The organism is Thermostichus sp. OS-CIW-20 (genome assembly GCF_054061455.1).
Map to the genome: position 1 here is coordinate 1 of NZ_JBSSEF010000042.1, position 23,739 is coordinate 23,739.

Here is a 23,739-nt window from a genome sequence, read left to right on the forward strand (position 1 = left end):
CGCCCCGCTCAAGTCTGCCTGAGCTAGATTTTTCCCCTGGGCGTGGCCGTTGACAATTTCCCAGATCAGTTGCCACTTGCGGTCAATTTGCGTTTCGCGGGAAATGACGACCCACTTCAAGTTGGCGTCTGCTAGATTGGCTCCCCGCAGGTTGGCCCCAATGAGATTGGCCCCCATCAAGTTGGCTCCGCTTAAGTCGGCTCCCCTCAAGTCTGCACCACTGAGGTCTGCCTGACTGAGGTTGGCTCCAACCAGGCTGGCGTGGCTTAGATTGACCTGGCCCAGTCTCGCTCGACTCAAGCTGGCCCCGCTTAAGTCCACCCCCCTTAGGTTTAGCCCGCTGAGGTTGGCCCTCCTCAGATCTGCCCAGCGAAAGTCCCGCTCGCCGGCTCTATATCGTTCTCGGATGTCTCCAACCGGACGCAGGGGAACTTGATAGGTTTTTGCTACTTGCACCAGTTGAGGTATGCCAGAGCTTAGTAAGGTCTTCCAAACTGCAAACTGCACCTGCCAATCCAGATGCTGCTGCGTTGTCTGTAGAAGAATCTTTCTGCTTTTTTCACCAAAGCTTCCAACAGTCCCGTTTCCCCCATAAGGATGGCCACTCCTAAGGACTAGCTGAACGGCTCCTGAACTGCCGGCAACTCCTTCAGCTTTAGTCTTTCCATATCCAGTTGTAGCCACAGCCCACTCCCTGTCGGCTAACTTCGTTTCTATTTTTACTTTGGCCCTGGATAAAGACAAGGTCAGACTTGGGGAGTTCTCACCGGGAAGGTATTCTTCGATATACTAATATTTCGATATGCTAATATGTTCAACTTCAACCTTTCAAACGTGCCAGCTTTGAGGATAGGAATTCAAACTTGGCAAAGGGATCCCTTGGGCCAGGCAGATAAGTATTGCAGTTTACAGAAAAAGAGCTTCAGTCCTTTTCTGCCAAGGGATCCCGGCAGCGCTCACAGACAGCCGGTAGATAAAGGGTGTCACGGCGGCCAAACCACTCGTAGCGGTGATCCCGGATCTGGGCATAGCTCCAGTCTCCCAAAAGCTTGAGGCCGGGAAGGTTGTGGTAGAGGGCCAGCCACAGGGATCCGCTGGGCAAGAGGGCGGCAATTTGTTCGACGGCGGCGGAGCCCTGCCAGCGGCGCTGCGGCTGCTCCAGGTCGATCAGGATCATCCCCAATTCCATCTGCTCTGGCGGGATCCCCCACTGGGCCAGGGTAGCTCCATCCTGCATGGGGGCGTAGCGAAACTGCTGGCCGCGATCCAGGCGCTCCAAGAGCTGGACTCCACTGGCGCAGAGGTTGCACAGGCCGTCGTAGATGACCAGGTAGGGCATGTTGGGATCCTCAGGCAGGGGGCTGGGCCAAAATCTGGGCTTGGTAGTCGGCCTCAGAGAGCAGTTGCTGCGGCTGCCGATCTAGGAACAATCGGCCCCTGAGGTGATCGTATTCGTGCTGGAAGATGCGCGCCGGAAAATCCCGCCAGACCACCCGCTGCCGGGATCCCTCAGGGGTGTGGTACTCCACCTCCACCTCGCGGGAACGGGCCACCAGGCCGCGGCAGTTGGGCACGCTCAAGCACCCTTCCCACCCCAGCACCTGCTCCTCGCTGCAAGCTAGGGGGCGGGGGTTAACCATGACCAGCGGCTCCATCTGGGGTGCATCAGGATAGCGAGGGTTGGGACGGGAGGCTACGATGATGACCTGGAGGGGGAATCCCACCTGAGGGGCCGCCAAGCCCACCCCTTGGGCCTCTTTCAAAGTGGCGAGCATCTCTTCAATTAGGTTTTGCAAAGCCGGCGTCCCAAACTCGGCGACCGGCTCAGCCACTTGAGTCAGGATGGGATCCCCTAGCTGGCGCAGGCGTAAAGTCATGGCGATTGCAGGCATTCAAATGCAAACTGCGGCGAACCCTCCTCTCCCCCCAGGCTCCTAGCGGTCTTTGCGGCTGGCTGCCGTTTCCAAAGCCAGCTTGAAGCGCTTCAGCCCCTCCGGGATGGGGATGGGGTAGTGGCCGGTAAAGCAAGCGGAGCAGAAGGAATTGGGATCCCGGCCCGTAGCGGCCAGCATGCCTTCCCAGCTCAAGTAGGCCAAAGAGTCTACCCCGATTTTCTCGGCAATTTCTGCCACCGAGTACTTGGCGGCAATAAGCTGATCTTGGCTGTCGGTGTCGATGCCGTAGAAGCAGGGATGGGTAACCGGAGGGCTGGAGATGCGCATGTGGACTTGGGTGGCCCCCGCCTGGCGCAGGGCCTTGACGATCTTTTGGCTGGTGGTGCCCCGCACAATCGAGTCGTCCACGATCACAATCCGCTGCCCCCGCAGCACGTCTTCCAGGGGGTTGAGCTTCATGCGAATGCCCCGCTCCCGCATCGACTGGGTAGGCTGAATGAAGGTGCGGCCCACATAGCGGTTTTTGATCAGCCCCTCCGTGTAGGGGATCCCTGCCTGGCGGGCATAGCCGATGGCTGCCGGCGTGCCAGAATCGGGCACCGAGATCACCCAGTCGGCCTCTGCCGGCGCTTCCTTGGCCAGTTGTTCCCCCAGCCGCACCCGGTAGGAGTAGAGGCTCTCCCCGTCCATGCAACTGTCGGGGCGGGCAAAGTAGATCATCTCGAAGATGCAGAGCTTGGGGGTGGCCTCGGCCCAGCGCACCGATTGCAACCCTTGCCGGCTGATCCACACCAGCTCTCCCGGCTCCACCTGGCGCAGATACTCCGCCCCGATGATATCCAACGCACAGGTTTCCGAAGCCAACACGTAGTGCAGCGGCTGGGCTTCGGGGTGGTTGGGCTTGCCGTCGCTGCAGAGGATCCCCAGCATCTGCGGCTGCAGCAGCTCCTGCTTAGCGGGGTTGCTGCTCAAAAGCCCCAACACGAGAGGGCGCACCCCATAGGGATCCCGTGCCCCGATCAGCCCTTCTGGCGTGCCGATGATCAGGCTAAAGGCCCCGCGGCAGCGGCGCAGAGCCTGACAGGTGGCTTCCACCCAGCCTTGGCCCTGATTGACCGCCCGGGCAATGGCGTGGGCAATACACTCCGAGTCGGTGCTGCCGGTGAGGTGGCGGTCGGCAGCTTCCAGCTCTTGCCGCAGCTCTTCGGCGTTGACCAAATTGCCATTGTGGGCCAAAGCCAGCGGCCCCAGGCGGGTTTCCACAATGATCGGCTGAGCGTTGGCGGCGCGGCTGGAGCCGGTGGTGGAGTAGCGGGTGTGGCCCACCGCCAAGTCGCCGCTCAGTTGGCCCAGATTTACCGGGTCAAAAACTTGGGAAACCAACCCCATCGCCTTGTGCACTCGGCAAAAGGCCCCCTCAAAGGTGGCGATGCCCGCCGATTCCTGGCCTCGATGCTGCAGGGCAAACAGCCCAAAATAGGTCAGCTTGGCCACCTCCTCGCCGGGAGCCAGAATGCCAAACACCCCGCAGGCCTCTTTGGGCCCTTCCTGGCTGTTCCAAAAGCCGGCAGGCCAGTTCTGCTCCTCTCCCCCCGCCGGAGATGGTCTTGCCCCCGCTTTTGCTGCCATGGATCCTCATCTTGCCGGTTGTACCTACCAGTCTAGCCTGAGCCCAGCCACTTCCCCCTCGACTGCGCCGGGATGAGCAGGTCACTGCCAAGTTGCTATAGGTCTTTCAGAGCGGAAGAGGGGCTATCGACTTCAATGGGGCCTAGCCCTCTCTTTTGAGCCAGGGTTTGCAGCTCTTGAACCAACCGTTGATCTTGGGAAGCGGTTCGAGCTCCCGACTCAGCAGCCCATGCCTTCAAGTCTTGAATTTGGTCGCGGGCAATGGCGGCCAGAGGGACGGTTTGGCGAATGGCCTTGAGGATATCCTCTTGGGTAAACTCGCGGGGTGGATCTTAGTTAAAGGCCGTGTGCATGGCGTCATAGATAGCCTGTTCAATTTCTGCCCCGCTAAAGTCTTCCGTTGCCACGGCCAGCTCGGTGTAGGAGAAATCACGCACGCGGTTGGGCCGCAGTCGCTGGATGTGGACTTGAAAGATCTCCTCCCGCTCTCGTTGGTTTGGCAAATTGACAAAGAAAATCTCGTCAAACCGACCTTTGCGCAGCAACTCAGCCGGCAAGATGCGGACGTTGTTGGCAGTGGCCACAATGAAAACGGGTTTGGTCTTTTCCTGCATCCAGGTAATGAGGCTGCCAAAGACCCGTTTGCTGGTGCCTGAATCCCCAGAAAACTCGCTGTTGATGCCGCCAAAGGCTTTATCCAATTCGTCAATCCACAAGACACAGGGGGCCATCGCCTCGGCAATTTGGATCATCTGCCGCACGCGGCTTTCGCTTTCGCCAACGATCCCACCGAACAGCCGCCCCACATCCAACCTAAGCAGAGGCATGCGCCACTCGCGGGCTATGGTTTTGGCGCAGAGGGATTTGCCAGTGCCTTGGATCCCGGCCAGCAAAATCCCTTTGGGACTGGGCAAGCCATAGTCGCGGGCCTGAGCGCTAAAACTGTTGCGGCGTTCTCTAATCCAGGCCTTGAGGTTTTCCAGGCCGCCGACATTTTGCAAGGTTTCCGAAGGGCTGTAAAATTCCAGGATTTCCGTCTGGCGAATGTATTTCTTTTTTTCCTCCAGAACCAGATCGATATCGCCCTCGTTGACCTTGCCCTTGGCGGCTAAGGCGCGGGCCAGGATGCGTTCAATGCGCTGCCGCGTCAGCCCTTGGCAGGCTCGGATCTCAGGTCTGAGGGTACAACTGCTTCTGGCCCCATGAGAATAATGGATTTGCGGCTGCTGCGGCTCTGCCTAGCTAAAGTTTTCAGGTAGCGAATGACGGGATAATTATCCGAGCGTTCTGGATTTCTCAGGGTAGGGTTAAAGTCTTTCAAGACACAAATCACTGCTTCATCTTCTCTGATGGTGCCGATGCGGTTCAAGGCAGGCATCAATTGCCCCTTGTTCTGACCGTTATCTGACCAGCCAGAGACAATATCCCAGATTAAGAGCTTGCGTTTGGGCTTCAGAGAGGTGGCTAGGATGGTAATACCTCCTATTTTTGTTAGACGTCAGTAAGTGTTGCCGCAAGGAGGGCATTGAAGACATCCTTGAGGCGGGTTGCTTCGGTCACTGCAGTGCTTGTTCCGTTTGGCATGGTTATACCTCCATCTATTCGCGGAGAACATAAAACACATACCACTTCTTACTCTTTTGGCCAATGCAACTCCAGATTGCGTAATCTGATCCTCGCTCTACTAAAGTACATTCGCACCAATCTGGCTTGTTTTCGGTTCCGCAGTTAAAGAGGACAGTAATAGCATCAGGCAGGGGGACCGGTCCTAAACTTACAGGAACCACCTGTTCTATAGAGACGGGCTCTTTCGCGACCTCTTTAACAACCTGCCATGCTGCCTCGCGTAGTGTCCTTGAGCGAACAAGAATAACCCCCCCCGCCCCTCCACCCGGAGGAAACCTTTTCGAACTGACCGATAGTGTAATATTTTTGAACCGGTCGTGCTCGTCAAAGAGAATCAGTTCGCCTTTTGGTCCAAGCGTGCACATTGGTTGCATCTTGGCAGCGTTTGAGTCTGGTTTTTCTACGATTGCTTCGGTTTCCAAGACAACCCTGCCTTGCAAGTTCTTGAATTGGGCGATCCACTGCCCACTGGCAGGATTTTGTGACACCCGCACAACGTAGAAACCATGGTCTACTAATATATACGGCACGCCACGCCGATCAGCAGAGCCCAATTTTGCACCAGAATAGACGAAGAGAACATCGGCGCCCTTAGCAAGCTCTTCGATGCTCAACCTATCAGCGCCTTCGATCATTGCGTTCACCACAACCGTGCCCGAGTCATCAAATGGAATGGCAACGAAGTTGTCTGTGCGGATCTTCACGCCCGCTTGACGTGCAGCCGCTTGCATTTCAGAAGCAACTGCATCGCGGAAAGCCTTGTTGGCTTCTTGCACCCGCCTTGTCATGTCTGGCAACGGACGTGGTACTGATTGAACGGGCACTTGCTTCTTTTCGGTCTGCTGCTTTTCTTGTGTTTCTTTCTGTACATCACTTGGCAACGGACGTGGTATTGATTGAGCGAGCACTTGCTTCTTCTCGGTCTGCTGCTTTTCTTGTGTTTCTTTCTGTGCAAGGGTATACCCCGTGCTGAAAACAAGAGCTACGAGAAACACGGAATGCAAAGCTATAGTTGTTATTCTCTTCATGATTACACCCCCTAACGTTTGAGTTTTGCACGATATGGGGCAGTTGTTACAATCAAGGGTTTCTCTGGCATCACTAATTGGTGGAAGGAAGTGGCCGGATTAGAGTTTGACTGTGCGTGTGCGCCATGGGTAAACAACGATGCCACCGCACACAGAACGACTGAAACAGATTTGCAGATCTTTGACATTGTACTAATCATCTCTTATCCCTTCCTTTCTGTCTTGGTAATTTACTTTGCTGTCTATCATTTTTATTACCAGGCTACCTGCCAGCCTATGCCTGGCCCAAGGTCCATTATGTCGTAGCAGCGATAAGCCCCGTTGGGGCCGAGACTGCCGCATATGCGCCACCAATTACAGTTTCCTTGCGCATCACGACGCATACAGGTAATCGTTTGGGCCGGTTGATCGCCCAACTTTATCGGCGTGTCGATCGCTCTAGTGTCCAATGCTTGTCGCAAAGCCCTCTCGTCTTCAATTGGCCCATTCCATTTCAGCGGCGCATATGTTCGTACGGTAACCGGCTCGGGCAGCGGCGTAGGCTTACCTATGGGGCCACCGCAATCGCCATGATACAAGGTACAGAAGAGTCCCTTGAATTCACTCAGGGTTTCAGGCGTCTGGTTGAAGGTTATCACGATCAACCGCTGTGAGGTATCTGGACTCGACATCCGACTGCTTTCACCGAGACGCGGGATATCTAAATCAAGCAAGCACATGCAAAAAGGCAGAAGCGGAGGTCTAACGAGATCTACACACGACGGACTGATGGGCCTCGGACATGGCCCCGGCCCGCCTTCGCTTGTTTGTTTGGCGTTAAAAAACAGCACAGGACCATGCTTGCGAAAAAGCTCGCTCAGTGTCGGGGACTTGGCCATTCGCGGGTTGGCCACATCTCCTCCCCTAGTGGTATCGTCCGAAAAAAGCATGGCCCCAAATTCTGCTAGTGTTAGTTGCTCTAAAAAGCTTATGTTTGAAGCACCCGGCATAAGCCTTCGCGGTGAGCTCTTGGTCTTGATTGTCAGGTTAGTGGCCTCAACGATGTGTTTGATGTCCGCAGACGAGATGCTTCCTTCCCGGTACATGAAGAGAATATATCGTTCTCCTGAGTCATTAACAACTGGCAATTTCTTTCTTGTCATATCTGGCAACGGACGTGGTACTTCAGTGGGCACTTGCTTCTTTTCGGTCTGCTGCTTTTCTTGTGTTTCTTGCTGTGCAAGGGTATGCCCCGTGCTGAAAACAAGAGCTACGAGAAACACGGAATGCAAAGCTATAGTTGTTATTCTCTTCATGATGACACCTCCTAACGTTATAAAGCATCAAGGAAATTTCCAATGGTTGATGACGCGCTTTAGCAGACCTTTTGCAAAAAGATTTGCTCTTTGCGTTGTTTTCTAGCTGTCGGCAGCCTTTTACCAAGTGACCACCCAGCCGAAAACAGGGTCTTTGACAACGTCATAACATTTCCATCCTAGGCCAGCTTTCTCAGGGCCGAAAAGGTGTTCCTGACACACAAACACATCCTGTTTACCAATGAGGTGAGTTAAAAATTATTAAACACTCAGGAGTAATGTATCCCTCGTCAAGGGATCCCTTAAGTACAGCCCCTCTCCTATCGGCCTCCTTCAGTTCAGGTAGCTGGATAAGGGCAAGCATTACCAAGTAGTATTATGGGTTGTCAGCCAAGGGATCCCGGCAGGAAACACAAGCAGGGTAGACAGATAGGTATGGGGTGTTACGGCGGCCAAACCACTCGTAGCGGTGATCCCGGATCTGTTCGTAGCCTCGATCCCCTAGAAGCTTCAAGCCAGGAAAGTTGCGGTACAGAGCCAGCCACAGCTCCCCACCCGGCAAAAGGGCGGCAATTTGTTCAATGGCAGCGGATCCCTGCCAGCGGCGCTCTGGGTGCTCCAGATCGATGAGAATCATCCCCAGCTCCACCTGCTCCGGTGGGATCCCCCATTGGGCCAGGGTAGAAGCATCTTGCATGGGGGCATAGCAAAACTGCCGTCCGCGATCCAGTTGCTCCAAGAGCTGAACGCCGGTGGCACAGAGGTTGCAGAGGCCGTCGTAGATAACCATGTAGGGCATGGTGGGATCCCTTAGGCAGGCCGACCCAAAATTTGGGCTTGGTACTCTGCCTCTGTTTGCCGCGGCAGAAATAGCCGGCCCATGAGGCGATTGTATTCGTGCTGGAAATCGGCTAGGCTTGGGGGATGGGCTATTTTCTCACCAGCCAACGCAACAAAGCCAGCCAGCTAGCCCATAGGCTGGATCTAGCTGGCTCCCTCTTTTTTTATCATCCGGCTTTAGCCAAGGGGTTGTTAGCAGCAAGAAAATCTGCGACCGACTGTCAAACAACTGTGCTGCCGGGATCAGCGCCCGGAAAGCGCCTTTCAGCTCGGCGCAGCCAACAGCCCCGAACGGCTGTCAAGTTTTTAGTTCGGAGGATAACGATGCGCATTGCTCAGATTGCCCCGTTGCACGAGAGCGTGCCCCCCAAGCTCTACGGCGGCACGGAGCGGGTGGTCTCTTGGCTAACCGAAGAGCTGGTGCGGCGCGGGCACGAGGTGACTCTATTTGCCAGCGGCGACTCCCAAACCCAAGCCCGCCTGATCCCCTTTCGGGAGCGGGCTCTGCGCTTGGATCCCACGGCCATCGACACGGTGGCGCCCCACATCCTGATGGTGGAGAAGGCCTTTCAGATGGCCGACGAGTTCGACATCATCCACGGCCACATCGACTACTATCCCTACGCCCTGGCCCGCCGCCATCCTCAGGTCTCTTTTTTGGCCACCCTACACGGGCGACTGGACATCCCGGAGCTGCAGCCTCTCTACACTGAGTTTCAGGACATTCCGGTGGTCTCCATCTCCAATGCCCAGCGGCGGCCCCTGCCCCAGGCGCGCTGGGTGGGGACGGTCTACCATGGTTTGCCCCTGGATCTCCACCGTTTCTATCCAGAAAAGGGGGATTACCTGGCCTTTCTGGGTCGGGTTTCGCCGGAAAAAGGGCTGGACACGGCCATTGCAATTGCCGCGCGGGCAGGGATGCCGCTGAAAGCTGCTATCAAGATCGACGCGGTGGATCGCCAGTACTACGAGTTGGAAATTAAGCCTTTGGCCAGCCGCCACCCCAATGTGGAGATCGTGGGGGAAATCACCGAACAGGAGAAAAGCGAGTTCTTGGGCAAGGCCTATGCGGTGCTGTTTCCCATCCGCTGGCCGGAGCCTTTTGGGCTGGTGATGATCGAAGCGATGGCCTGCGGCACGCCGGTGATCGCCACCCGCTTTGGCTCGGTGCCTGAGGTGATGGCGGACAGCCGCTCCGGCTTTATTGTCGATTCGGTGGAAGAGGCCGTAGAGGCAATCGAAAAGGTGGGATCCCTTGACCGAGCCGGGGTGCGGCAGGTGTTTGAGGAGCGGTTTAGCGTCGAGAGGATGGTGTCGGAATATGAGGCCCTCTACCGGCAACTGGTGAACGAGCGGCAGGAGATCTCGAAAAAGGTGGCTTAACAGATGCCAACCCTGCCCAGTGGAAGCTGGTGCTGTTTGGGAACCGCTTTTTCGCCTTATTTGGGCCAGATATTGGGAAGACCGAGATGGCCGAAGACATTATTCAGATTCAGGATCAGTACTACATCCGCGCCAGCGCTTCGCTGGTGGAGGCGCGTCCCCACGTCCTCAAGCAGGACAACTGCTTTGCCATCTTTGACCGGCTGGGCAACATGCGCCCCCTCGGCATCCGGGATCACGGCCTGTTTCGGGATGATACCCGCTTTTTGTCGCGGCTGGTCTTGGATTTGCAGGGGAAGCAGTTTTTGTTGCTTAGCTCGGAGGTGCGAGAAGACAAGGATATTCTGGCGGTGGATCTGACCAACCCCGAGTTCACCACCTCGAAGGGGCAGTTTATCGGTCAAGATACCCTGCATGTTCTGCGGACTACTTTTTTGTGGAACAACGTGGCCTACGAGCGGATTCGCATCCACAACTACGGCTCGGAGCCGTTTCGGGTGCCGCTGACCCTGCGCTTTGAGGCCGATTTTGCCGATATGTTTGAGATTCGCGGCATCCGGCGCTCGCAGCGGGGACAAGTGCTGCCACCCCAGGTGAGCTCAGAAGGGGTAACTTTGCGCTACCGCGGCCTGGACGGGGTGGAGCGGCAAACCCGGATCTTGTTTTCTCCTGCGCCGGAGGTGGTCTCGGAAAAGCTGGCGCAGTGGTGGGTGCCGCTGGCGCCCCAGGAGGAGCGGGATTTGGAGGTGCGGGTAGTCTGCAGCTATGGCGGCGAGGAGATCCCGCTCTTGAGCTACCAGGAGGCCCTGCAGGCGGAGCGGGAGCATCGGGCGGCGCTAAGAGCTCTGGCCCACCGCATCGACACTGGCAACGCCCAGTTTAACGAGTGGCTCAACGCCTCGCGGGACGACCTGGTGATGATGCTGGCCCGCACTCCCTATGGGCTCTATCCCCACGCCGGGGTACCTTGGTTTGCCACAGTCTTTGGCCGCGACGCGCTGATCACCGCCTTGGCCACCCTCTGGTGGTTTCCCGATTTGGCACGGGGGGTGCTGCTGTACCTGGCGGCCCACCAGGCCCAGGAGGTGGATCCCAGCCGCGATGCCGAGCCGGGCAAGATCCTGCACGAGCAGCGCTACAGCGAGATGGCCAAGACCCGCGAGATCCCCTTTGGCAATTATTTCGGCAGCATCGACGCCACCCCTTTGTTTGTGGTGCTGGCGGGGCGCTATGTGCGCCGAAGCGGCGATCTCGAGCTGTTGCGGCAGTTGTGGCCGAATATCGAGGCAGCCCTGAGCTGGATGGACACCTACGGGGATCCCGACGGCGACGGCTTTTTGGAGTATGCCGGCAAGGCGCGGCGGGGCCTGCGCAACCAAGGCTGGAAAGATTCGGAAGACGCCATCTTCCATGCCGACGGATCCCTGGCGGAGCCGCCCATTGCCCTGTGCGAGGTGCAGGGCTACGCCTACGAGGCCAAGCGGTTGGCGGCGGAGATGGCGGAGCTGTTGGGGCGGCAGGCGCAGGCAGCCCAGCTGCGACAGCAAGCAGAAAAGCTGCAGCAGCGGTTTTGGGAGCAGTTTTGGTGCGAGGAGCTGGGGGGGTATGTCCTGGCTCTGGACGGGCGCAAGCAGCCCTGCCGCGTGCGCAGCTCCAACATGGGCCACTGCCTGTTTTCCGGGATCGCCCACCCGCAGCATGCCGAGCGCATTGCCCGCCAACTTGTGGAGCCGGCTTTTTTTAGCGGCTGGGGGATCCGCACGCTGGCGGAAGGGGAAGGGCGCTACAACCCCATGTCTTACCACAACGGCTCCATCTGGCCCCACGACAACGCCCTCATTGCAGCCGGGCTCTCCCGCTATGGCTACAAGGCGGAAGCGGCCCAGGTGTTGACGGCCTTGTTCGATGCCAGCCAGTTTCTGGAGCTGCGGCGGCTGCCGGAGCTGTTCTGTGGCTTTCGCCGGCGCCAGCGGGAGGGCCCCACCCTTTACCCCGTGGCCTGTCTGCCCCAGTCTTGGGCGGCAGCCAGCGTGTTCTTGCTGCTGCAGGCCTGCCTGGGGCTGGAGATCGACGGGCTGGCCCAGCGGGTGCACCTGACTCAGCCCACCCTGCCCCTATGGCTGCCTCATGTAACTCTTGAGAACATTCAGGTGGGGCGGGGATCCCTGGACATCGGCCTGTATCTCCAGGCAGGAGGGGTGGGGATCAACGTCCTTAGAAGCACGGGGGAGGTGGAGCTGACGGTGAGGTAGGCTACCGCTCCTGCAGCACGTCCTGGATGGAGAGCTGATCCAGGTTCCAGAGAGGGCCGAGGATGGGGCGGGGATCCACCCCTTGCAGGCGGTTGCGCAGGGCCGAGAGCACCAGGGGATTGAAGGTGCCGATCTGGGGCAGTTGTTCCTGGATGATCACTTGAAAGCGGTCGTAGAGGGCCTTGCGCTTTTCAAAGTCCAGCTCCCGCACCCCTGCGATAAAAATGCGGTCGATCTCCCGCTCCCAATCGCTCACCTCCACCCCTTCGGCGGGGTTGCCGGGCAGATCCCCCAGGTTAAACAGGTGCAGGCGGCCATCGCTGCGCCAGATGTTGGAGCCGTTGTTGGGCTCGGTGCCGCCGCCGCCAAAGCCCAGCAACAAGGTTTCCCAGTCGCGGCTGTCGGTGCGCTGCACCACCGTGTTGAAGGCGATGGGGGTGAAGTCCACGGTGATGCCGATCCGCGCCAGGTCGGCCTTGATCAAGGCGCCGGTGGCCTCCCGCTGGTTGTTGCCGGCGTTGGTGATCAGGCTGAAGCGGACGCGGTTGCCGTCGGGATCCCGCAGGTGGCCTTCGGCGTCGTAGGTATAGCCGGCAGCCAAGAGCAGTTGCCGCGCCTTCTCGGGATCGTAGTCGTAGGTGGGCAGGCCCTCTGCTGGGCTGAGGTAGAAGGGGCTGGCGGGGGAGAAGACCGAGTGCTGGATCTCGCCCAACCCCTGCAGGACGCTCTCGACGTAAAACTGGCGGTTTAGGGCGTGGGCCACCGCCCGGCGGAAGTTCAAATCGTTGAACCAGCGGCTTTTGACGGGATCCACAAAGGGCCGTCCGGTTTGGGGGTTGCGGGCCCGGCTGAGGTTGAAGGCAAAGAAATTGTTGTTGAGGGTGGGGCCGAGATTGTAAATCGTGAACTGATCCCGCTTTTCTTCCCGCTTCAGGAGCTGAAAGTCTCTGCCCCGCACCGAAAACACGTCGGTCTCGCCGGAGCGAAACTGCAACAGGGCCGTATCTTCCGAGTCCACGATGCGCAGGATGACCCGCTCGATGCGCGGGATCCCTTCCCCTTTCCAGTAGTAGGGGTTGGGGCGGTACACCAGCCGCTGGCCGGGGGTATATTCCTGCAAGACGTAGGGGCCGGCCCCCACCAATTCCTGCACCGGCGTGTCAACTCCCCAGGTCTGCAAAAAGAGGGGGTTGCCCTGGCCGTCCACCTGCTCCACGGTGGGCTCCAGAATGTGCTTGGGCAAGAGAGGGGATCCGGCCTGCAACAGGAAGGGGGCGAAGGGCTCCGGCAGGACAAACTCAACCCGCCGCTCGTCCAAGGCCCGCACCTGGGGCAGCGCCCCCGCCTCGCCGATGCGCAACACATCCCGCGCCGAGGTCGGGATCCGCTCGTCGAAGATGATGCGGTTGAAGGTAAAGTCCACATCTGCCGCCGTCAGGGGCTCCCCGTCCGACCAGCGCAGCCCCTCCCGCAAAGTAAAGACATAGCGCAAGCCGTCCTCAGACACTTCCCAGCCTTCCGCCAGCTCCGGCTTGGGCAGGAGGGTATCTTCATCGAGGGTGACCAGGCCCGCCTCTAGGTAGGCGATGGCGTCGCGGCTGGAGCTCTCGGTGGCCAGATAGGTGTTGAAGGTTTTGGGATCCGAGGTAACGGTGGCAATGAGATGGGGCGGGCGGGTGGGAGCAGCACAGGCGCCAAGCCAGAGGAGGAGGATCCCTAGGAATAGGGGAACAAAAAGGCTTCTCTTGAGCTGCTCTGTTGAGGTGGTGTTTTGGCCTGCCATTTCCTTGGCTGAGTATCCGAGCAAGTTTGAAAGGGCCCGCCAGCGCCCCTCACCCCCAGCCCCTCTCCCAATCGAGGCAGCAGGGGGTTGCACGGCAATTGGGGCAAACTTTTGAAGCGGTTGCTTGCCAGTTTGGCAGCTTGGGCAGCGCGATGACCAGGTGCTTCCCAGAAAGCGGCGGCTCAGCGTTCCAGCAACAGGACGACGGCAAAGGCGGCCATGGCTTCTCCCTGGCCGACGGGGCCCAGTTTTTCGTTGGTGGTGGCCTTCACGCCTACTTGTTTGGGCGATAGTTGCATGGCCTCGGCCAGGCGAGCCTGTATGGCGGGGATGTGGGGCTTGAGCTTAGGCTGCTCCGCTACCACGACGCTATCGACATTGGCAATGCGCCAGCCCTCTTGGCCTACCAGTTGCACCACCTGCTGCAAGAGGAGAATGCTGTCTGCCCCCTTCCAGCGCTCGTCTTCGGGGGGAAAGTAGTAGCCGATGTCCCGCAGGGCGGCGGCCCCCAGGAGAGCGTCCATGATGGCGTGGGTGAGCACGTCGGCGTCGCTGTGGCCCAACAGCCCTTTTTCGTAAGGGATCCGGATCCCACCTAGGATCAGGGGGCGCCCCTCGACGAGGCGGTGGATGTCATAGCCCTGGCCAATGCGCACTGTTCCGGCTCCCTTGGGAAAACCATCGAGACCTCTGCCACTTCCTCCCAAGAGCTTGGCTCACGGGGAGAGGACAAGCGGCTTTTGAGAACGACCTCTCTCTATTCTGCCGACTCGAGAGGGGAGTAGCAGATGGGACAAGAAGAGCCACTGTAGCAGTCGAAGCAGATGAGGTGGGATTTCCCGTAGGGATTGGTACAGCGCTTGGCCCACTGATAATCGCTGTAGCTGAGCTCTTTCCCGCAGACATCGCACCTGGGCATCTTTTTTCTCCGAGACTTCTCCCCCTTGCTTAAGGATACAGCGCTAGAGGGATCCGGGGATCCCTGCAGGCGGGGGGAAATCATCTGCCGGCAGAGGGTTGTCCAGAAGGGGATCCTGCCGCCCGCAGGGGATCCCGTCTTCCAGCGGTGCCCAGCCCGGCTGCCAGAGATCCCGGTTCTTGAGGGTGGCGGCGTTGACCCAGAGGCGCACCTGGGGATCGCAGACGGCCCTCAGCTCGGCAAACACCAGCCCCCCTTCTCCCTCTTGGCGGGCGGCGACCTGAAAATGTCGCCAACCCATCACCGGCTGAACGGAAGTCCACTTGGAGCCGAGGAGGTGGGGAAAACGCTGTTTTTGGCGGGGTTTGCTGCGAGCCACGGGACGGACGGGTGCTGGCAATTGTTTTGAGATCGGCCAAGCTTTTTTGACGGTTACAAGAACCCTGGGGAGCAGGCAAAACGAGCAGAAGCCGTCCGCTTTGGATTCTCCTGCGATCGGTATGATCGAAGGGATACCTTTAGCCTATCCAACCATGGGGCAACACTGGCAACGGCTTCAGTTCTTTTCTCGTCAGATATTTTTAAAGGGAGGCCTTCTGTTTCTGATCCTGGCTGGCCTGATCTTGGCAACAGGACTGCCCCTGGTCGCGTCCAGCGCTTGGGCGGCCACCCAGCCGGCACTATCCGGCAAACTGACGGGGCCGGAGTGGCGCCAGGCGGATCCTGAGGCCAAGCAGGCCTTTTGTCGCAAAGCCTTTCAGGCCTTTCGGGCCTCTCCTGCCCAGAGCTACATCATCAGCTCCAACGTGCAGGCTTTGACCCCAGAAGGTTTGTGTCAGCGGCTGGATCAGTTCTATCAGTACGCCATCCACGACGAGATCCCGCTCAACCAGGCAGCCAACATTGCCCCCCTGCTTTTTTCAGATCAGCCCCTGGAGCAGCCCTGATCCGATAGGGATCCGGAAAACCGCCGGCAAACGGATCCCGGCGCCTGAGGGAACCGCTTGAAACAGGCGCGCTCTTCTGGGCCCCGTTCCTGGGGCAGGCCTTGCTGCTAGGGTCGATAATAGAACTGTTCTCTTGCGGATCTCAAGTTTTCTATGGCCGGCTCCGTCATTTCTCCTGAAAACCTGCTGGATCTCTGCGAACAGGGTGTGCAAAAGGCTTTGGCTGCCGGAGCTGACCAAGCAGAGGTGTTCGCCAACTCAGGCCGCGAGACGGAAGTCACCTTTGAGAAAAATGACCTCAACCTGGCCCGCAGCAGCAGCGAGACCCTGTTCGGCATCCGGGTTTTCTGCGGCGGCAGGCTGGGCTTTGCCACCTCCAACCGCCCTGAGGATCTGGCGGAGACGGCTGCTGAGGCGGTGGCCATGGCCAAGGCTTCGCCGGCGGATCCCCTCAACGGCCTGCCAGATCCCCAGCCCCTGCCCCAGGTGCCTTTTGCCCTCGACCCGGGCCTGCTGGAACTGGATGCCGCCGAGCTGACGCAACTGGGATCCCAACTGGTGGAGTGGGTGCGCTCCCAAGACCCGCGCATCACCATCGACAGCGGCTCGTTCAGCGTAGAAGAGGATACCGTGGCCATTGCTTCTTCCACCGGCATCCGCGCCAACTACCACAGCGTCGAGGCGGGCGGATCCCTGTTCGGCATGGCCATCGATGGGGACGAGGTGGGCAGCTTTGCCTACGACGGCGACAGCGTCCAGAAGCGGGCGGATCTGGTGCCGGCGCTGGAGCGGGCTTTTGAACGCTTTGTCCAGAAATGTGTGGGGGCCTTGGGAGCTACCGAGGGAGAGAGCTTCCGCGGCCCCATCGTCCTGCCGCCGGATGTGGTGGAAGAGTTTCTGGGGGATCTCCTCTTTGTGCTGGGGGCGGACGCGGTGCGCAAAGGCAAAAGCCCGCTGGCGCAGAAGATGGGATCCCTGATCGCCAGCCCCCTGTTGACGTTGGTTTCCGAGGGGCTGGGCTTGCCTGGCTACCCCATCGAGCCCTTCGACCGCGAGGGGATCCCCCGCCAAATTACCCCCCTGATCCATGAAGGGATCCTCTGCAACTTCATGTACAACAGCTACGAAGGCCGGGCTGCCGGGATCCCGTCCAACGGCCATGCCACAGGGGGGGCGGGCAGCTTGCCGGGCGTGGGGCCGGCCTGTTTGAGCGTGGCCCCGGGGACAACCCCTTTGTCTGAGCTGTATGCGATGGAGCGGGGCATTATCGTCACCCGGCTTTCCGGCAGCAGCAACCCCATCACTGGCGATTTTTCCGGGGTGGTGAAGGGGGGCTTTTTGGTTAAAGGCGGCGAAAAACGCCCCATCCTGGAGACCACCATTGCCGGCAACCTCTACGATTGTTTGCGCAATATCTCCGCCATCTCACAAGAGGTAACCGTTTTCAACGGCACCACCGCTTTTCCCGCCCTGCGCATCGAAGATGTATCGGTAACGGCGGGCTAACGTAAAGTCGGTTGGGCATTCTGAAAGGGCAGGCTGGCAAGCCTGTGAGCAGGCAAAGGCAAGCTGAGGGATCATGATGTGGCCAACGGAAGGTCGGCAACGCGCCATCATCGAGGCGGTGACGCCGGAAATCGACGGCGGGCGCTACGCCATCAAGCGGACGGTGGGGGAGTACGTGGTGGTGGAGGCGGACATCTTCGCCGATGGCCACGACCAACTCTCGGCGGTGCTCAGTTTCCGCCAGGCCGGGGCAACCGACTGGGAGGAGATCTTCATGGAGCCCCTCGGCAACGACCGCTGGCGGGCCCAGTTCCAGGTCACGCAAATCGGCCAAGCTTTCTACCGGATTCTGGCCTGGGTGGATCCCTTCAAAACCTGGCAGCAGGATCTGCACAAGCGGGTGGCTGCCGAGCAGGATGTGGCGGTGGAGCTGTTGATCGGGGCGGAGCTCGTGGAGCGGGCCGCCCAGGCTCAAAGCGGGGATCTGGCGGCGAAGTTGCGCAACTACGCCCAAATGCTCCGCCAAGGCGGGGATCCAGCTATCGAGATCGCCCTTTCCCCGACGCTGGGATCCCTGATGCAGCTCTACGGCGAGCGCCGCTTCGTCACCGCCTACCCGGAGCGACGGGTCTGGGTGGATCCGGAGAAGGCCCGCTTCAGCACCTGGTACGAGCTGTTTCCCCGCTCCTGTGGCCCTGACGAGCACACCCACGGCACCTTCCAGGATGTGATCGCCCGCCTGCCGCAGATTGCCGAGATGGGCTTTGATGTGCTTTACCTGCCCCCCATCCACCCCATCGGGCGCACCTTCCGCAAGGGCAAAAACAACGCCATGACGGCGGAGCCGGATGACGTGGGCTCCCCCTGGGCCATCGGCGGGCCAGAAGGCGGGCACAAGGCCATCCATCCCCAACTGGGATCCCTGGAGGATTTTCATCGCTTGGTGGCGGAGGCCAAAAAATTCAACATCGACATCGCCCTCGATATCGCCTTCCAGTGTTCGCCAGATCACCCCTATGTGAAAGAGCACCCGGAATGGTTTAAAAAGCGGCCCGACGGCACCATTCAATATGCGGAAAACCCGCCCAAGAAGTACCAAGATATCTACCCTCTCGACTTTGAGACGGAAAACTGGCAGGCCCTCTGGGAGGAGTTAAAAAGCGTTATCGAATACTGGATCGACCAAGGGGTAACCATCTTTCGGGTGGATAATCCCCACACCAAAGCCTTTGGCTTCTGGGAGTGGTGCATCGGCGAGATCAAGGCCAAGCACCCGGAGACAATCTTTTTATCCGAAGCCTTTACGCGCCCCAAGCTGATGAAATCCTTGGCCAAGCTGGGCTTCACCCAATCCTATACCTACTTCACCTGGCGCAACGACAAATGGGGCCTGACCGAGTACTTCACCGAGCTCACCCAAACCCCGATGCGGGAGTACTACCGCCCCAACCTCTGGCCCAACACGCCGGATATTCTGAACGAGTTTTTGCAAAAGGGGGGACGCCCGGCTTTTATGCTGCGCCTCATCCTGGCGGCTACGCTGGGGGCCAGCTACGGCATCTACGGCCCCGCTTTTGAACTCTGTGAAAACCGCCCGCTCCGCCCCGGCAGCGAAGAGTATCTGGACTCAGAAAAATACCAAATCCGCCACTGGGATCTGGACGCGCCGGATAACTTGCGGCCTCTGATCGCGCAGGTGAACCAGATCCGGCGGCAAAACCCGGCTTTGCAAAGCGACTGGAGCCTGGTGTTTCACCCCACCGACAACGAGGCCCTGATCTGCTACTCCAAGCGCACCTTTGATGGCAGCAACCGGATTTTGGTGGCGGTGAATCTGGATCCGTTTCACATTCAATCTGGCTGGGTCACCCTCAACCTGGGGGCTTTGGGTTTGGAACACTGGCAAACTTTCAAGGTGATCGACCTCTTGGACGGCCAGCAGTACTCCTGGCAGGGATCCACCAACTACATCAAGCTGGATCCCTGGACGATGCCGGCCCATATTTTTCTCGTCGAAAGCTGAAGCCCGATACCAGCAGTGCAGTGATCTCATCCACGAAAGCCGCGGAGTTGTCTCGATGGGCCAAGAGATTGCCTCCCTCAGCTTTGGCGCAGAGGACTTTGCCGAGTTCAAAGCTCGGCTGCAGCAGGAGACGGATCTGCTGGACCGCTGGCTGGCCGGCCTGCCGGGGCTGGATCCCATTTGCCGGCCTTTTGCCCAGGGATCCCCGGTGGGCGGGTTTGAGCTGGAAGCTTGGCTGGTCACCCCCCAGGGAGATCCGGCCCCGATCAACTCAGCCTACCTGGAGGCCGTCAACGACCCGCTGGTGGTGCCGGAACTGGCCCGCTTCAACATCGAGCTCAACAGCCGGCCCCAGGTTTTGGTTGCATCCGCTCTGCAGCAGCTCCGCCAAGAGCTGGAACAGAGGTGGGATCGCTGTTGCCGAGTGGCCGAGCAACTGCAGGCGGGGCTGATGACCATCGGCATTTTACCCACGCTGCAGCAGCAGCAGCTAACCTTGGAGATGATCTCCCCCCGCAAACGCTATCTGGCCCTCAACGAGCAGATCCTGAACCTGCACCGGCGCGAGCAATCCTCGGGGATCCCGCCCCTGGGGCTAGATATCGAAGGACCGGCTGGGCGGTTGCGGGTCACCCACCCAAACGTCATGCTGGAGGCAGCCACCACCTCTTTTCAAATCCATCTGCAGGTGGCCCCCCACCAAGCGGCCCGTTACTTCAACGCTTCCCTGCTCGTGTCGGCCCCCTTGGTAGCGCTGGCGGCCAATTCTCCCTATCTGTTCGGGCACGACCTATGGGCGGAAACCCGCATCCCTGTGTTTGAGCAGGCGTTGGATGGCCCACCCCCCCTTGCCCCCACCCACCAACCTCGCGTCACCTTTGGGCAAGGCTATGTGCAAGAGTCCCTGATGGAGTTGTTCTGGGAAAATCTACGCTGCTATCCGGTGGTGTTGCCGCAGAGGCTGGCCTCACCTCCTACTGAGCTAGCCCATCTGCGCTTGCACAACGGCACCATCTGGCGCTGGAACCGCCCTCTGGTGGGGGTGGATCCCTATCCCCATCTGCGCATCGAACAGCGGGTGGCGGCGGCAGGCCCAACCCTACCCGATATGATCGCCAATGCGGCCTTCTACTTTGGTCTGGTGCAAGCCTTGGGATCCCAGCCCGTCCCCCCCGAGCAGGAGCTGAGCTTTGCCCAGTGCCGCGCCAATTTCTACACGGCGGCCCGCTGGGGTCTGGAGGCCCCCATCACTTGGCTCAAGGGTTGGCAGGGATCCCTGCGCCAATTGCTGCTGGAAGAGCTGATCCCCCAAGCAGAGGCGGGTTTGGTTCAACTGGATCTGGCCCCCTCCGATATTCAGGAGTACCTGGGCATTCTCCGCGCCCGGGTGGAGTCGGGGCAGAATGGGGCCACCTGGCAGCGCCGCTATGTGGCTCGGCATGGTAAAGATATGCAACAATTAACCTGTGCCTACTGGGAACGGCAGCGGCAAGGCCAACCGGTACACACCTGGGATCTCAGCTAGGGCTCTCTCCACAGCCGGTTGTACCAGCGGTGGGCCACCGCGGCGGCAGGGCGGATCCCTGGCCCGCATCTCGAGTGGGCAAACTCTCTCTCAGATGGCCTTGTTGCGACCCGAGCTACCGCAGCGAAACGGTTCATTCGCGACCAAGGACTTCGTTGGACTTCTGCTCCCTCCTACCCCAGGGAGAGAGGCCAAAAGCCAGAAGTTTGAGTCGAGCCTCTTAGCCCAAACAGTATGCTCACCGTTCTCGATCATCTACCGGATCAACTGCTGGATCTAGAGGCCCATCAGCTTTACGACCGATTGGGTGGGCCAACCCTCATCCATCTGCCGGGGCGACGGGATCCCGCCCTGTTTGTCTCTGTGCTGCTGCACGGCAACGAAACCACCGGTTGGCAGGCGGTGCGGCAGCTCCTCCGCCACCACGCCCAGCGGGAATTGCCCCGTTCTCTGTCTCTCTTCATCGGCAATGTGCGGGCCGCCCGCTACGGGCAACGGCGCCTGGACGGCCAACCGGACTACAACCGCATCTGGGGCCCCGGCTCCACCCCCGAGCACGCCATGGCCCAGGCCGTCCTGCAGCAGATGCAGCAGCGGGGCGTGTTTGCCAGCGTCGATATTCACAACAACACCGGCACCAACCCCCACTACGCCTGTGTCAATTACTTGGATGCCTCTACCCTGCACCTGGCCACCTTGTTTGGGCGCACCGTCCTCTACTTCACCAAGCCGGAAGGGGTGCAGAGCATGGCCTTTGGGCGCTTCTGCCCGGCGGTAACCCTGGAATGTGGCAAGCCGGATCAGCCCCACGGCACCCAACATGCCTGCGAATTTCTGGAAGCCTGCCTGCACCTGTCGGCGCTGCCGCAACGCCCCGTCCTCAGCCAGGATATCGACCTGTTCCACAGCGTCGCCATCGTCAAGATCCCAGACGAGGTAAGCTTCGGCTTTGGGGAAGAGGCGGGCGACCCGCACCTGCGCTTTCCCCCCGATTTGGATCTCCTCAATTTTCGGGAGCTCCCTCCCCACACCCGCATCGGCTGGACGAACAACGGCTTCCACCTGGAGGTACAAGACGAGCAGGGCCAAGATGTGGCGGATCGCTTCTTCTATGCCCAAGATGGCGAAATTCGCACCCGCGTGCCCATCATGCCCGGCATGCTCACCCTCAACAGCCGCATCATCCGCCAAGATTGCCTCTGCTACTTGATGGAGCGCTACTCCCTGGCTGGCTAAACTTCCGCGCTACTCTCGGGCGCAGTCTACGTGGCGCCAGCGACGGACGTTCTCGCCTAGCTCGATTGGCCCATCCCCGCAAGAGGCAACAAGGCAAGCTCTTGTCCAGAAGCCGGGCTTGCTGCAGAATGGGCTAGGAACGGCGAAGCAGCCACTCTCCGGCTGTGTGAAGATCCTGAGTAAGCAGCAACTCTGAGAAATCATCCAGGGATCCTGTCCTGCTGGCGTGAGCGGAGGTTTTTGCCCCAGTCCGTCAGGGCTTAGCGGGAGAAGGTATACCTGAGTTTATTCTGGACATAGCCGTTCTTCCGGAGTTGTACCCCGCCCAAAGCGAAACCCAAACCCCAAAAAAGCTTCGCTCTTCGGGATCCCAGCAGTTGCTAACTCTGGAAGCTCTTGTTACTCCGTTGATGAGAGGGGGATGAAACTATGGATATGGATCTCCGTCCGCTGATCGTCCTGGCACCCATTGTTTTGGTGGTTGGCTGGGCCGCTTACAACATCATCAAGGCTGCCATCAAGGGGGAAGCCAAGCTCTTCGGCGAAAGGGGCAACAACCCCTTTGGCAAGAGCGGGAGTTGAAGGTGGGATCCGGTTGCAGCCGATAGGCCCTGTATGTCAGACGAAAATCTCCAGGGGGCAAGGCCAGGCCTGGGCAACGCAAAGTCGGCGGACGTCGTTGTCGTCGGGGCCGGGGTGGCTGGCCTAGCCTGCGCACGGCAACTGCGGCGGGCGGGGCTGGAGGTCTTGGTGCTGGAGAAATCGGTGGGTTTGGGTGGGCGCATGGCCACCCGGCGGGTTGAGCATGCCGGACAAACAGTGCCTGTAGATCACGGGGTTCAATACCTGACCGCCGATTCCGACAGCTTTTATCGCTGGCTGAAGGAGCTATTGGGCCTGGGGCTGCTGAGGGAATGGACGCGCTCGTTGCACCTGCTGGATCGAGAGGGGTTGCGCCCAGAGGACTCCAACGCCGAGAAACCCCGCTACATCTGCCCACAGGGCATGACGACGCTGGCCAAACAGCTAGCCACCTCCTTGTCCATCCACACCCAGACGCGTGTGGTCGGCCTCAGGCCGCTGGCAACCACCTGGCAATTACAGGCCGAAAACGGCCAGTGCTACGAGGCCGCGGCAGTGGTGATGGCAATCCCAGCTCCCCAGTTGTTGCCTTTGCTGCAAGAGGGGATCCCTCCTGCCGACAACCTGCTCTCTCTGCCGGGATCCGCCGCCTATCAGCCCTGCATTGCCGTTTTGGCCGGCTATTCGAAGAGCACGCCGCTGCCGCCTTGGAAGGGGATCAAGTGTTTGCAGGATCCGATGCTGGCCTGGCTGGCCCTGGACAGCAGCAAGCGCCTACAGCCCTTGCCGCCGCTGGTGGTCTTGCACGGGGGGGCGGAGTGGTCGTCGCGGTATCTGGATGCCGGCCCCGCCGAGTTGGAAAAAGCTGGTCGAGAACTGCTGGATCACGCCGCCAAACGGCTGGATCCCTGGCTGGCCTCGCCGCAATGGATGCAGGTGCATCGCTGGCGCTACGCTTTTCCTGTGGAAACGATAGGTTTGGCCAGCCTGGGCACCCACGTCCCTGCCGGTGCCGGCAAGGGGTTGCCGTTGGTCTGTGCCGGCGATTGGTGTGCCGGGGAGCGAGTAGAAGGCGCCTGGCTCTCCGGCCAGGATGCTGCTAAAACCTTGCTGGAAATGCTGGGGATCCCTGCGCACGCCCGCTAACGGCACCATCAGAACCTCCGGGGTACTCCCGCCACAGCGCAGCTTGGCGGGATGGAGGATAGGCGGTGAGACGAAGGGGTTCAATGCCCCTGAGTCTCACAATCTGGGCGTTGCCTGCTGCTCG

At 59.7% G+C, this 23,739-nt stretch carries 19 protein-coding genes and 1 pseudogene; 9 read left to right on the forward strand and 11 right to left on the reverse strand.

Going from position 1 to position 23,739, the window contains the following annotated elements; genetic code table 11:
- From ACVWXC_RS12095 to ACVWXC_RS12130, 8 genes and pseudogenes are all read right to left on the reverse strand, one after another.
- The coding region (locus ACVWXC_RS12095; protein ID WP_240530503.1) for a pentapeptide repeat-containing protein at nucleotides 1-456 on the reverse strand (456 nt) is incomplete at its 3' end.
- A gap of 466 nt (nucleotides 457-922) precedes the next feature.
- A complete protein-coding gene (locus ACVWXC_RS12100; RefSeq protein WP_099812550.1) occupies nucleotides 923-1,339 on the reverse strand; it encodes a thiol-disulfide oxidoreductase DCC family protein in 417 nt (138 codons plus the stop codon).
- A 10-nt stretch (nucleotides 1,340-1,349) separates the two neighbouring features.
- Nucleotides 1,350-1,892 (reverse strand): peptide deformylase, encoded by a 543-nt coding sequence (def, locus tag ACVWXC_RS12105; protein WP_414510864.1) that lies wholly within the window; start codon nucleotides 1,890-1,892, stop codon nucleotides 1,350-1,352.
- A gap of 42 nt (nucleotides 1,893-1,934) precedes the next feature.
- Nucleotides 1,935-3,524 carry an amidophosphoribosyltransferase gene (purF, locus tag ACVWXC_RS12110; RefSeq protein ID WP_457392993.1) on the reverse strand — a complete coding sequence of 530 codons (1,590 nt, stop codon included), beginning with the start codon at nucleotides 3,522-3,524 and terminating at the stop codon, nucleotides 1,935-1,937.
- 95 nt (nucleotides 3,525-3,619) lie between these two features.
- Nucleotides 3,620-4,992 (reverse strand): annotated as a pseudogene (locus tag ACVWXC_RS12115) (AAA family ATPase); the annotation flags it as partial.
- A gap of 130 nt (nucleotides 4,993-5,122) precedes the next feature.
- Nucleotides 5,123-6,145: a hypothetical protein gene (locus ACVWXC_RS12120; protein ID WP_457392995.1), complete on the reverse strand. Its 1,023-nt coding sequence runs from the start codon at nucleotides 6,143-6,145 to the stop codon at nucleotides 5,123-5,125.
- 287 nt (nucleotides 6,146-6,432) lie between these two features.
- Nucleotides 6,433-7,440 (reverse strand): hypothetical protein, encoded by a 1,008-nt coding sequence (locus tag ACVWXC_RS12125; protein ID WP_457410479.1) that lies wholly within the window; start codon nucleotides 7,438-7,440, stop codon nucleotides 6,433-6,435.
- Between the two features lie 409 nt (nucleotides 7,441-7,849).
- Nucleotides 7,850-8,272, reverse strand: coding sequence for a thiol-disulfide oxidoreductase DCC family protein (locus ACVWXC_RS12130; RefSeq protein WP_414404784.1), 423 nt, complete (start codon nucleotides 8,270-8,272; stop codon nucleotides 7,850-7,852).
- A 365-nt stretch (nucleotides 8,273-8,637) separates the two neighbouring features.
- Between ACVWXC_RS12130 and ACVWXC_RS12135 the strand changes: the two genes are divergently transcribed.
- Both ACVWXC_RS12135 and ACVWXC_RS12140 read left to right on the forward strand, forming a co-directional pair.
- Nucleotides 8,638-9,696, forward strand: a complete 1,059-nt coding sequence (locus ACVWXC_RS12135; protein ID WP_414401840.1) for a glycosyltransferase family 4 protein — start codon at nucleotides 8,638-8,640, stop codon at nucleotides 9,694-9,696.
- 86 nt (nucleotides 9,697-9,782) lie between these two features.
- Nucleotides 9,783-11,948 carry an amylo-alpha-1,6-glucosidase gene (locus ACVWXC_RS12140; RefSeq protein WP_099813277.1) on the forward strand — a complete coding sequence of 722 codons (2,166 nt, stop codon included), beginning with the start codon at nucleotides 9,783-9,785 and terminating at the stop codon, nucleotides 11,946-11,948.
- 1 nt (nucleotide 11,949) lies between these two features.
- Here ACVWXC_RS12140 and ACVWXC_RS12145 read toward each other — a convergent pair whose 3' ends face one another.
- The 3 genes from ACVWXC_RS12145 to ACVWXC_RS12155 form a co-directional block, all read right to left on the reverse strand.
- Nucleotides 11,950-13,731 (reverse strand): ABC transporter substrate-binding protein, encoded by a 1,782-nt coding sequence (locus ACVWXC_RS12145; protein WP_457393002.1) that lies wholly within the window; start codon nucleotides 13,729-13,731, stop codon nucleotides 11,950-11,952.
- Between the two features lie 182 nt (nucleotides 13,732-13,913).
- Nucleotides 13,914-14,387: a 2-C-methyl-D-erythritol 2,4-cyclodiphosphate synthase gene (gene ispF / locus ACVWXC_RS12150; protein WP_011429179.1), complete on the reverse strand. Its 474-nt coding sequence runs from the start codon at nucleotides 14,385-14,387 to the stop codon at nucleotides 13,914-13,916.
- 306 nt (nucleotides 14,388-14,693) lie between these two features.
- Nucleotides 14,694-15,029: a TIGR02450 family Trp-rich protein gene (locus tag ACVWXC_RS12155; protein WP_099884321.1), complete on the reverse strand. Its 336-nt coding sequence runs from the start codon at nucleotides 15,027-15,029 to the stop codon at nucleotides 14,694-14,696.
- Between the two features lie 244 nt (nucleotides 15,030-15,273).
- Here ACVWXC_RS12155 and ACVWXC_RS12160 point away from each other — a divergent pair, with 244 nt between their 5' ends.
- The 7 genes from ACVWXC_RS12160 to ACVWXC_RS12190 all read left to right on the forward strand — a co-directional run bounded on the left by ACVWXC_RS12160 (nucleotide 15,274) and on the right by ACVWXC_RS12190 (nucleotide 23,615).
- Complete coding sequence (locus tag ACVWXC_RS12160) at nucleotides 15,274-15,597, forward strand: hypothetical protein (RefSeq protein WP_143596990.1); 324 nt, start codon at nucleotides 15,274-15,276, stop codon at nucleotides 15,595-15,597.
- Nucleotides 15,598-15,750: 153 nt separating this feature from the next.
- Nucleotides 15,751-17,103 carry a TldD/PmbA family protein gene (locus ACVWXC_RS12165; RefSeq protein ID WP_099812554.1) on the forward strand — a complete coding sequence of 451 codons (1,353 nt, stop codon included), beginning with the start codon at nucleotides 15,751-15,753 and terminating at the stop codon, nucleotides 17,101-17,103.
- A gap of 76 nt (nucleotides 17,104-17,179) precedes the next feature.
- A complete protein-coding gene (locus ACVWXC_RS12170; protein WP_011429175.1) occupies nucleotides 17,180-19,126 on the forward strand; it encodes an alpha-1,4-glucan--maltose-1-phosphate maltosyltransferase in 1,947 nt (648 codons plus the stop codon).
- A gap of 55 nt (nucleotides 19,127-19,181) precedes the next feature.
- Nucleotides 19,182-20,651, forward strand: a complete 1,470-nt coding sequence (locus ACVWXC_RS12175; RefSeq protein WP_099812556.1) for a glutamate-cysteine ligase family protein — start codon at nucleotides 19,182-19,184, stop codon at nucleotides 20,649-20,651.
- Nucleotides 20,652-20,885: 234 nt separating this feature from the next.
- Nucleotides 20,886-21,887: a M14 family metallopeptidase gene (locus ACVWXC_RS12180; protein WP_099812557.1), complete on the forward strand. Its 1,002-nt coding sequence runs from the start codon at nucleotides 20,886-20,888 to the stop codon at nucleotides 21,885-21,887.
- 429 nt (nucleotides 21,888-22,316) lie between these two features.
- Entirely contained in the window at nucleotides 22,317-22,469 is a 153-nt protein-coding gene (locus ACVWXC_RS12185; RefSeq protein WP_011429171.1) for a photosystem II protein Y, read from the forward strand.
- Between the two features lie 33 nt (nucleotides 22,470-22,502).
- Nucleotides 22,503-23,615 carry an NAD(P)/FAD-dependent oxidoreductase gene (locus ACVWXC_RS12190; RefSeq protein WP_011429170.1) on the forward strand — a complete coding sequence of 371 codons (1,113 nt, stop codon included), beginning with the start codon at nucleotides 22,503-22,505 and terminating at the stop codon, nucleotides 23,613-23,615.
- The last annotated feature ends 124 nt before the right edge of the window (nucleotides 23,616-23,739 follow it).

What these genes read in the sequence shown, in the direction of transcription:
- ACVWXC_RS12100 (WP_099812550.1), bottom strand. Translation starts at nt 1,339, where the DNA reads ATGCCCTACCTGGTCATCTACGACGGCCTGTGCAACCTCTGCGCCAGT.
- def (WP_414510864.1), bottom strand. Translation starts at nt 1,892, where the DNA reads ATGCCTGCAATCGCCATGACTTTACGCCTGCGCCAGCTAGGGGATCCC.
- purF (WP_457392993.1), bottom strand. Translation starts at nt 3,524, where the DNA reads ATGGCAGCAAAAGCGGGGGCAAGACCATCTCCGGCGGGGGGAGAGGAG.
- ACVWXC_RS12130 (WP_414404784.1), bottom strand. Translation starts at nt 8,272, where the DNA reads ATGCCCTACATGGTTATCTACGACGGCCTCTGCAACCTCTGTGCCACC.
- ACVWXC_RS12135 (WP_414401840.1), top strand. Translation starts at nt 8,638, where the DNA reads ATGCGCATTGCTCAGATTGCCCCGTTGCACGAGAGCGTGCCCCCCAAG.
- ACVWXC_RS12140 (WP_099813277.1), top strand. Translation starts at nt 9,783, where the DNA reads ATGGCCGAAGACATTATTCAGATTCAGGATCAGTACTACATCCGCGCC.
- ACVWXC_RS12145 (WP_457393002.1), bottom strand. Translation starts at nt 13,731, where the DNA reads ATGGCAGGCCAAAACACCACCTCAACAGAGCAGCTCAAGAGAAGCCTT.
- ACVWXC_RS12165 (WP_099812554.1), top strand. Translation starts at nt 15,751, where the DNA reads ATGGCCGGCTCCGTCATTTCTCCTGAAAACCTGCTGGATCTCTGCGAA.
- ACVWXC_RS12170 (WP_011429175.1), top strand. Translation starts at nt 17,180, where the DNA reads ATGTGGCCAACGGAAGGTCGGCAACGCGCCATCATCGAGGCGGTGACG.
- ACVWXC_RS12175 (WP_099812556.1), top strand. Translation starts at nt 19,182, where the DNA reads ATGGGCCAAGAGATTGCCTCCCTCAGCTTTGGCGCAGAGGACTTTGCC.
- ACVWXC_RS12180 (WP_099812557.1), top strand. Translation starts at nt 20,886, where the DNA reads ATGCTCACCGTTCTCGATCATCTACCGGATCAACTGCTGGATCTAGAG.
- ACVWXC_RS12185 (WP_011429171.1), top strand. Translation starts at nt 22,317, where the DNA reads ATGGATATGGATCTCCGTCCGCTGATCGTCCTGGCACCCATTGTTTTG.
- ACVWXC_RS12190 (WP_011429170.1), top strand. Translation starts at nt 22,503, where the DNA reads ATGTCAGACGAAAATCTCCAGGGGGCAAGGCCAGGCCTGGGCAACGCA.